Genomic DNA, 7,829 nt, shown 5'->3' on the forward strand with positions numbered 1-7,829 from the left:
TGTCTTTGAGTGCCCATCAAGACCGGAAGGCTCGAAGGGGTTTGTAGTAGAAGCCAAGCGGTGGGTAGTCGAAAGAAGCTTCGCCTGGATGAATTTCTATCGCAGAATCACCAAGGACCTGGAGCGAACGATAGAAAATTCGGCTTCATTCATTTTGATGGCCAACATTCAGATGGTTCTATCGTCAATACAGAGAAATCTTGACTCGAATTTTTAGACACGCTCTAATACTTTCTCCGTAGTCAGAAACAGCACCGGCAGCCATACCTGGCTGCCGGTGTATACAAAATATCACAGGCCAGAATACGCGATTGGTCAACCGGCGTAAAGGCATTATTTCCCGGTTTTCTCCCAATAGGTACGCGCGGGAGCCGAGAAAGAATGCTTACCCGGTCCGACCTCACTCAGCCTGACTTCTCCGTCCTGAGACGGGAAAAAGACCTTGGCGGTGGTCCCCTTCGGAATTTCGACTGCCAGTGTCAGTTCATCGTCGGTTACTTCCCAGGCTGACGTGATAGCACCATGAACCGAAGCGTAAGTAGCGGAAAGCTCCCGTAATTCTCCGTTGCCAAAATCAGGCTGAATGATAACGGATGAGAAGCCCGGAGCGTCGGGTCGGATACCCGCCATTTCGCCGTACAGAAACTGGCCCACGGCACCAAAAGCATAATGGTTGAAGGAATTCATCTTCGCGTTTCTCGCTCCTCCGAAACCCTCCTCGTGCGTATAACTGTTCCAGCGTTCCCAGATGGTCGTAGCTCCATTGGCCACCTGGAACCCCCAGCCGGGGTACCGCTCATCGAGCAACATATCGTAGGCGAGGTCTCCGCGGCCGATGCGGGACAACGCAGGCAATAGCTGCCTGATGCCGAGGATGCCGGAGGTTGGCTTCTTATCGGCAGCTTCGACGAGATCGACGAGGTGACGGGCAGCGAGTTCGCGTAGGTTTTCGGGCAGCACATCGAAGTAAATTGCCGAAGCATAGCCCGATTGAGTATGGCCAGTGAATCCTCTTTCTCCTTCGAAGTAGCCTTTGCCACCGCCGTACTTTGTTTCGTCGATCACGAAGCGTCCGTCTGCGGCAACGTAGTGATCGATGAAGGCAGCGGTGGACTTGCGGAACAACTCATCGTAGCGCGCGGCAGCGGCGGTTTCCCCCAGGGCCGTACTCATCTCGCCCATGATTCGGAAGGTATGGGCCAGGTAGATCGAGGCGAGGATGTCGTGCGCCAGGTGCTTGTCTGTAAGAGCGAGCCAATCGCCGAATCCTCCCCGCGGGCCGATTTCCGTCCAGGAATTCTCGGGGTAGAAGTAGCCGAAGGGTTCACTTTTGTTGATGACGAAATCCATGTACTTCGTCATGGAGGCGTAATGATCGGCGATCAGGGAGGTGTCACCGGAGAACTGCCAGGCGTTATAGGGGACCATTACTCCGGCGTCCATCCATCCGGGTGAGAACCAGACGAGGTCCGGGTACGGCCGGGGAGCAAAGTTAGCGTAGGCTCCGGAATCGTACTGGGCATCGCGGACATCAGCGAACCACTTACGGTAGAAGTCAGTGAGGTCGGCGTTGTAGAGTCCGGAGCGGGAGAAAATCTGTACGTCGCCCAGCCAGCCGAGGCGCTCGTCGCGCTGAGGGCTGTCGGTCGGTATCTCGAGGAAGTTGGAGCGTTGGGTCCAGATGATGTTTTCGTACAGACGATTGATCATAGAGTCGGAGGTTGCAAACGAGCCGTTCATTTGCATGGAAGAGCTGACGGGGACCCCGGTGAGCAGCTCCGGTCCCGGCTTACTTTTCAGTCCACTGACTTCCACGTACCGGTAACCGTGGTAAGTGAAGCGTGGCTCCCATATTTCTGTTCCTTCGCCCTTCAGGACGTAAGTATCGCTGGCCCGCGCAAAGCGCAGGTTTTCGGTCATCAGGCTTCCGTCGGTGTTCAGCATTTCCCCGTGGCGCAGGCGGATGGTATCACCGGCTTTGCCGGTGACCTTCAGCCGGACATGGCCGGCTGAGTTTTGCCCCATATCGAAGATGTACACACCGGTTGCGGGTTCGGTGATCCTAACCGGTTTCAGTTCGGTGTAGTTCCGAACCGGGCTTCCCGGGTAAGGCTCGAGCCGTTCCGTCCACTGCTCCTTGTTGTTGCTTTGCACCAGCGGCCGCGCCCAGTTGTCATCGTCGAAGCCAGCTTTGTCCCACCCTTCATTTTCCAGGCGGGCATCATAAAATTCTCCCATCAGGAGGTCGGCATAGCGGAGCGGACCGGTGCCGGCCTTCCAGCTTTCGTCAGATAAAACGAACTCCTCGCTGCCATCAGCAAGCGTAAGCTCGAGTTGGGAAATCATGGCCGTAGTATCTCCGTAGAGTTCCCTGTTTTTGGGTTCGGACAGTGATTTGGGGCCAACATAACCCGCGTACCAGCCATCGGCAAGTACGTAGGACAGAACGTTTTCTCCTTCCTGTAGGCGGTCGGTTACGTCGTAGGCGTGGTAGTAAATCCGTTTGTTGTAGTCGGACCATCCGGGGAGAAAAAGGTCGCCCGAAATTACCTCTCCGTTCAGACGTGGCTCGATCAACCCGAGGGCGGAGCAATACAAAACGGCGCGCTCAGGCAGGATATCGAGCGTGAAGTTTTTCCGGAAGTAAGCAGCGGGCGGCAAGTTTAAAGTATCGGCCAGGTCTTCATCTTCAGTTGGAAACGAAAGCCATTCGGCCCGCCAGTTTTCCTGATCGGGAAGCGGAGGGATAGCGGGAGAAGTATCCGGTGTACAGCACAACAACAGAAGCAGTAAGAGTAAAACAAGGTAGCGCATGATGGGTAATTTGTGTGGTTAATCCTCTGTTTTCGGAAAGTAGAAGTCATACCATTGCGTTTCTGATTGATTGGGGTTACCGGGCACGCCCGGGTTTTTCAGGCTTTGGGTCCAGCGGTCGAGTTTACGGGCCAGTTTCCTTGCTTTACGGGGATGCTCCCCGAGGAGGTTATTTGTTTCGTGTTCATCGGTCGTTACGTCAAAGAGGAACTCCCGCCCTCCTACCCGGAGGTATTTGTAGTTGCCGGATCTGACCGCGATTTGCTCCCAAAAGCGCCAGAAAAGATACTTGTGCGGAGCGCTCGTCGTTGTTCCGTTCAGGTGCGGGAGCAGGTTCTTCCCGTCCAGTTCCTTTGCGGTGGGCAAGCCAGCCGCTGCCAAGCTGGTTGCCGCTACGTCAAGCGAGCTGACGGGGTGATCGTACCGTTGCCCGGCCGGGATTGTACCCGACCAGCTCACGACAAACGGAACGTGAATTCCTCCTTCGGAAAGCATTCCTTTTTCACCTATAAAAGGGGTGTTCAGCGATCCATCCCACGCCCCTCCTTTGAAGTCGAGAGTGATATCTTCTTTGATCATCTTCAGCGGTGCGCCGTTATCACTGATGAAAAAGACCAGGGTGTTTTCGGTCAGGCCCAGTTCGGCGAGCAGGTCCTGCACGCGCCCAACGCCATCGTCGACGGCGGAGAGCATCGCCAGGCAATGACGGCGCCGTTCGGGCATCTCGCCGGGGAAGCGGTCGAGGTATTTCGACGGTGCTTCCAGCGGGACGTGCGGCGCGAAGTACGAAAGGTAGTAGAAGAACGGTTCTTCCTTATGGCGGCGGATGAAACTTAGTGCGGCTTCGGTCTGGATATCGAGCCGGTAGTCGGGGATGTTCTCCGCGCTGGTTTCCTTGTCTTCCCCAGCAAGCGTGTAATTGGTCAGGTAATTGTTGATGTAGCCTTCAAAGACATCGTCGAAGCCCCGGCGGTCGCTGCGGTAGGCCCGCTTCATCTTATCGGGGATATCGGACGGGACGAAAGTTTTTTTCTCCGCCAGCTCCGGCAAGTGTTCCCGAATCCACTCTTCCTGCTGGTGATTCGGTTCCAGGTGCCACTTGCCGGCCATACCAGTAGCATAACCAGCGTCTTTCAGTCGCTCCGGGATCAGTTTTTCGGTGAGGGGCAGCGGGATGGTGCCGTTGTGGTCCAACCCGTACCGTTGCTGGTACCGGCCGCTGAGCAGGCCGGCCCGCGAGGGAATACACTGCGGAGCGGTGATGTAGCCGGCCGTACACAGCGCACCGCTGCGGGCCAGCCGGTCGATATTCGGTGTACGGACGTCTGCTTCCTGATTGTGTACACTCAGGTCTGCGTAACCCATATCGTCGGTAAGAACGACCAGAATATTAGGTGCGGGCGACTGAGGGTACAGCACTGATGTAGTTACGACCAAAAAGGCCGTTAATAGTTGTTTTTGCATTTCGGACAAACTTGTGTATTGCGCACACGGGGGTTCCTCTGGTTGTTCCAGGGGTCCTCAGAAATAGCCTTACAGGGCGACATTGCCCCAAAACGCTCCGCGTTTTATTGGTAACTCCCTTTCCCGGAGGCCGTTACTCTTTCACTTCGAAAGAGTAGGTTCCCGAGCCGATCTTCTCCGTCCGCCCCGGCAAGAAGACAGTGGCGGTTGTGTTGACCGGGATGGTAACATCGACGGTTACCTTGCGCCCTTGACGCTTCCAGGAGGAGGAAATCAGGCCGTTGATGGATCGGTAGCTCCCCGTCATTTCATTGATTTCCTTGCTGATGGCGGGCTTCAGAACGATTTCGCGGAAACCTGCGCCTTTCGTTTCTATACCCAGGCCGTACCGGTACATCCACTCGGCCACCGAACCAAGGGCGTAGTGACTGAAGGAATTCATCGCTGCGTTGACCTTTTCGTTGCTGTTCTCGTCTTTCGTGTAGCTGTTCCACCGTTCCCAGATGGATGTACTGCCGTTGGCGACCGAAAAGCCCCAGCTTGGATAGTCTGTTTGCTGAAAGACCCGGTAGGCCAGATCGTGGTAGCCGTACTCCGAAAGTACGAGCATCACGTGCTTGGTCCCGAGGAAGCCCGTGGAGAATTTATCGCCGTTTTCCGCTACCGACTTAGCCAGCAGAGCCGCTCCTTTGGGCGCCAGTTCTTCGGGGTACAGGCCAAAGTACAGGCCCAGGGCCAGGGCGGTCTGGGTACCTTCCGTAGTGCTGCCATCCTGCTTAATGTACTTCTTGCCAAAGGCTGACTTAACACCCTGAAAAACAGAACGATAATAAGCCTCGCGGTCTTTTTTACCTAAAGCTCCCGCCATTTCCGCCATCAACCGTGCGTCGTAGCCGTAGAACGCCGACGCGATGAAGTCGTTGCTGGTTTTAGTGCCGGTAGTGAGCCAGTCGCCCCAGTTTTGCCCACCGCCGGGGCGCAGGTAGCCAGTAGATGCATCTTCCTGAAAAGCCATAAATTTTTCCATCCCGCCCCATGCCGTTTCCAGTGCTCGTGTATCGCCGTAGACCTGGTAAATTGTGTAGGGCGTAATGACGCCGGCGTCCATCCAGGCGGGCGAGTACTGCTCGGCCCTGCTGTAGGGCATCGGGGCGAAATTGGGATAAGCACCATACCAGTGCTGGCTGTCGTCGAGGTCAACGAGCCACTTCGTGAAGAAGGCAGCAACGTCGGAGATGTAGGTTGCTGACCGCGCAAAGATGTGCGCGTCACCCGTCCAGCCGAGGCGTTCGTCGCGTTGCGGGCAGTCAGTGGGCACCTCGAAGAAGTTAGCAGCCTGGGTTGTTTTAATATTTTTGAAAAGCTGGTTATTCATTGGGTTAGAGGAAGAGAACTTGCCGGCATCCGTGTCGATCGAGCTGAGGGCGATGCCAGTAACGGCGTCCATGGCAGGTTTAGCGGGCAGACCAGTCAATTCCACGAACTGGAACCCGTGGTAGGTGAAGCGGGGACGCCAGACTTCTGTTCCTCCACCTTTTGCGATGTAAGTATCGGTGGCACGGGCTTTGCGCAGGTTTTCGGTCATCAGGCCACCGTCTTCGTCGCGCAGTAACTCTCCGTAGCGGATTTTGATTTCCGTCCCTGCCGGAACATCCACTTTCAGTTCGATGATGCCCGCGATGTTTTTACCGAGATTGTAGATGTATGTTCCCTTTTCGGGTTCGGTCATTTCGACGGGGGTCAGCATTTCGCGCGGCATCACGTAGTCGCCGGGGTAGCTTTGCAGTTGTCCGGGGGGATAGGTGTAACGGCGGGGTTTCTTCCAGCTTTCGGCGTCGAAACCGGGCTGATCCCATCCCGAATGCTCTTTGCGGGCGTCGTAGGTTTCGCCCATCAGGATGTCGGCTTCCGAAATCGGACCGGTATTCCCCCGCCAGCTTACGTCCGATGCCACAATTTCGGTGGTTCCGTCGGTGTATTCGATGTGGATCTGTCCCATAAAAGCCGGGTTGACGCCGTAGAACTCGCGCACTTTGTCCTGCCGGGTCAGCAGGGCGTAGCCCAGGTAACCTGCGTACCAACCGTCGGCCAGGATAACACCGACGGCATTCTCGCCGGTAGAGATCAGGTCGGTAACGTCGAAAGTTTGGTAGTAGAGGCGTTTGTCGTAGTCTGTCCAACCGGGAAGAAACATTTCCTCGCCAACTTTTTTTCCGTTCAGGCGCAGTTCGTACAAACCAAGGGCGGTGGTATAGGCCACTGCGCGCCTGATGGTTTTAGCCGCGGTGAACTCTTTGCGCAAGTAGCGGGCGGGGGGCAGGTAGAGTTCGTCGTACTTATCGGTTTTGTCGTAGCCTGTGTAGTGACTGATGAACAGCCCTTTCCAGTCGGAGAAGCGAAGGAGGCCGGTGGTGAAGGTACCTCCGCCTTTGGTGGAGGGCTGGTTACGTTCATCCCAGGTGACGACCGTCCACTCGTATTCACGGGAAGACTCCAGAGGAGGGCCAGCGTATTCTATCTGATTGGTAGACCGCGAGTGGACCTTTCCGGAGTTCCAGATGGCCTTCCCGCCAAGCATCACTTCGAGTTGGTAAGCGCTTTGTTCGCGGTTTCGGCCCTCGCCGGTCAGTTCCCAGCTGAAGCGGGGGTGCTCCACATCCAGTCCTTTGGGGTTAGAGTGGTATTCCACTCTCGGATTGGTGACCATCAGGCTTTTTTGGGCGCTGACGCAGGTGCAAAGGAGGGTGAATAGGAGCAGGGTAAATAGCGGCCGCATGGTGCGCATAGACAGAAATATTTTGCGTGATCGATAATTCAAGCCCAAAATAGGAGGATGGAGAGGTGTTGGGTATCCTGTGCCTTCGGGGTATTGCTCTCCGCAAGTCTGCGAACGTAGCGTTCTGGATGCCAAATCGCTTTTCCCTTATCAATCTCGCGTAGGCCCGCGGTTTAGCCGGAGCTTTAAAACATATAAGCCAACGGCTAAAGCCGTGCCTACTGTGAACGGACTTCAAGGCAGGGCTGCCAAGCCCTTATCGCTTCTCCCTTATCAGTCACGCGTAGGCCCGCGCTTTAGCCGGAGCCTCAAAACATACAAACCAACGGCTAAAGCCGTGCCTACTGTGAACGGATTCAAGGCAGGGCAGCCAAATCCCTTATCGCTTCTCCCTTATCAGTCACGCGTAGGCCCGCGGTTTAGCCGGAGCTTTAAAACATATAAGCCAACGGCTAAAGCCGTGCCTACTGTGAACGGACTTCAAGGCAGGGCTGCCAAGCCCTTATCGCTTTTCCCTTATCAGTCACGCGTAGGCCCGCGCTTTAGCCGGAGCCTCAAAACATACAAGCCAACGGCTAAAGCCGTGCCTGCTGTGAACGGATTTCAGGCAAGGCTGCCAATCCCTTATCGCTTTTCCCTTATCAATCTCGCGTAGGCCCGCGCTTTAGCCGGAGCCTCAAAACATACAAGCCAACGGCTAAAGCCGTGCCTGCTGTGAACGGATTTCAGGCAAGGCTGCCAACCCTTATCGCTTTTCCCTTATCAATCACGCGTA

At 55.7% G+C, this 7,829-nt stretch carries 3 protein-coding genes and 1 pseudogene; 1 reads left to right on the plus strand and 3 read right to left on the minus strand.

All coding sequences use genetic code 11. The features are described from left to right. Positions 1-131, plus strand: a pseudogene (locus tag FUA23_RS23195) (IS5 family transposase); the annotation flags it as partial. Positions 132-333: 202 nt separating this feature from the next. Here the strand turns inward: FUA23_RS23195 and FUA23_RS21740 are convergent. From FUA23_RS21740 to FUA23_RS21750, 3 genes are all read right to left on the minus strand, one after another. Next, positions 334-2,814, minus strand: coding sequence for an alpha-L-rhamnosidase (locus FUA23_RS21740; protein WP_147932888.1), 2,481 nt, complete (start codon positions 2,812-2,814; stop codon positions 334-336). A gap of 18 nt (positions 2,815-2,832) precedes the next feature. After that, complete coding sequence (locus FUA23_RS21745) at positions 2,833-4,278, minus strand: sulfatase family protein (RefSeq protein ID WP_147932889.1); 1,446 nt, start codon at positions 4,276-4,278, stop codon at positions 2,833-2,835. A gap of 133 nt (positions 4,279-4,411) precedes the next feature. Beyond that, complete coding sequence (locus tag FUA23_RS21750) at positions 4,412-7,063, minus strand: alpha-L-rhamnosidase (RefSeq protein ID WP_147932890.1); 2,652 nt, start codon at positions 7,061-7,063, stop codon at positions 4,412-4,414. Between the last annotated feature and the right edge of the window lie 766 nt (positions 7,064-7,829).

This window comes from Neolewinella aurantiaca, from assembly GCF_008014675.1.
GTDB classification, from domain to species: Bacteria; Bacteroidota; Bacteroidia; order Chitinophagales; family Saprospiraceae; genus Neolewinella; species Neolewinella aurantiaca.

What these genes read in the sequence shown, in the direction of transcription:
- FUA23_RS21740 (WP_147932888.1), bottom strand. Translation starts at nt 2,814, where the DNA reads ATGCGCTACCTTGTTTTACTCTTACTGCTTCTGTTGTTGTGCTGTACA.
- FUA23_RS21750 (WP_147932890.1), bottom strand. Translation starts at nt 7,063, where the DNA reads ATGCGCACCATGCGGCCGCTATTTACCCTGCTCCTATTCACCCTCCTT.
- FUA23_RS21745 (WP_147932889.1), bottom strand. Translation starts at nt 4,278, where the DNA reads ATGCAAAAACAACTATTAACGGCCTTTTTGGTCGTAACTACATCAGTG.